Origin of the sequence: Pelagimonas phthalicica, assembly GCF_004364805.1 — a bacterium.
Lineage (GTDB): Bacteria > Pseudomonadota > Alphaproteobacteria > Rhodobacterales > Rhodobacteraceae > Pelagimonas > Pelagimonas phthalicica.
Genome location: NZ_SOAP01000018.1, coordinates 1 through 1,819, shown reverse-complemented (window position 1 = coordinate 1,819; position 1,819 = coordinate 1). Strand labels below are relative to the sequence as shown.

Genomic DNA, 1,819 nt, shown 5'->3' with positions numbered 1-1,819 from the left:
GATGAACTATGGGATTGAAACGGACAGAATAATTCCGTGCTGCTGCGGTGCGGATTGCGCTGACGAGCGGGCTGAGCAGGAAGCAGGTGGCGTCAGATTTGGGTGTTGGCCTTTCGACCCTGAACAAGTGGGTCACAGCGCATTCATTGCCCGGCAGGCGATTTGCATGGCAAATCTGTCGAGAGGGGCGACACCGAGGAGGTATCCGACAAAGACCTCGACCTTGCTCGAGAGAATGAACGGCTTCGACGCGAGAACCGCATTCTCAAGGAGGAGAGGGTGATCTTAAAAAAGGCAACGCAGTTCTTCGCTGGCCAAAAGCCATGAAGTTCAGGTTCATCGAAGAACACACTGATCCCTTCAGCGCCAAGCGGATGTGCAATGGTCTGGATGTCAGTGAGCGTGGTCTACGGGCCTATCGCAGCCGCCTAGCCAGTCAAAGGCAGCGCACCGACATGATCGTTCTGGCGCATATCAAGGAACAGTCTCGCCTCAGCTTGGGCAGTTATGGCCGCCCACGGATGGCCTAGGAACTGGAGGAGTTGGGCCTGAACATTGGCCATCGTCGCGCCGGTCGGCTGATGCGTGAGAATGGCATCCGTGTCGAACGATCTAAGAAATACAAGGTGACCACTGATAGCAACCACGTCTTCAACATCGCACCCAATCTGCAGAACCGGGATTTCTGCGCAGAGTTGCCAAACCAAAAATGGGCGGGTGACATAAGTTACGTGTGGACGCGCGAGGGTTGGCTCTACCTGGCGGTCATCCATGATCTGCATTCCCGCGGGTGAGCGGCTGGGCCGCCAGTAATCGAATGAAACGCGACCTCGCGATCCGGGCGTTGCAAATGGCCGTCGCGCTCCGGCAACCGCCGAAAGGTAGCATCCACCATACAGATCGCGGATCCCAATACTGTGCTCACGATTATCAGAAGCTCGTGCGTCAGCACGGCTTTCAGGTGTCGATGAACGGCAAGGGAAATTGTTACGTATACTCGGCGGTCGAAACGTTCTTCAAAATGATCAAAGCCGAGCTGATATGGCAAAGGTCGTGGCCAACGCGTAGGGCCGTTGAACTGGCCATCTTCAACTACATCAATGGCTATTACAATCCGCGACAACGGCATTCAGCATTGGGCTGGAAAAGCCCCGTCGAATTCGAACGGAAAGTGGCATAAACGAGCACTTGGAGCGGCACGAAATCGGGACAGGTCCAGTCGATGGTTGTCATTTGTGTCTCCTTTGCTGATGGTCATGATTTGCGAGCGAATTTTCCGCCCCGAAAGGGGGGGAATCCTAACTTTTGCGTGCCCCCTTTCGGACGACACTCTCCGAAACTTCTGTTTCCGGTAGGTTTTGGGTGTCGCAGACGAAGGTCAGCCTAGACCAACCCTGCAATTTGTCTCCAACCTTCATGATGTGGTGTAGCGTTCGAGTCACGAAGTGCCTTTGTGACCGGAAGTTTTGGCTACATACTCCCCCTGAGTGCCCATTTCTGAGAGACGACTGATTGCTTCGTGGCGGAGGCCATGAAAGCGCAGATCTACCACACCGACTTTTCCCGATGCCGGAGGAACGCCGCTCCGACAGATCTAGGATCGAACGGGAAAACAAACTCAGAAATTCGAGGCATCACTCGAATGATGGCCATCGCTTCAGGGGGCACATCGCACCAGATGTTGTTTCGTTTCTTTTGGCGCGGATGCTTCATCTCGCGGACGAAGATCTTGGCTTCTTCCTTCCTGAAATCTTCCCATCGGAGATTACAAATCTCACTGATGCGACGTGCGCTGAATAGAGCAAAGACCAGGATTTGG

General features: G+C 54.3%; 2 pseudogenes. One reads left to right on the top strand and one right to left on the bottom strand.

The features are described 5' to 3' along the window. The first annotated feature begins 47 nt into the window (after positions 1-47). A pseudogene (locus tag CLV87_RS23720) lies at positions 48-1,180 on the top strand (IS3 family transposase). Between the two features lie 365 nt (positions 1,181-1,545). Here CLV87_RS23720 and CLV87_RS24095 read toward each other — a convergent pair. Next, positions 1,546-1,819 (bottom strand): annotated as a pseudogene (locus CLV87_RS24095) (site-specific integrase); the annotation flags it as partial.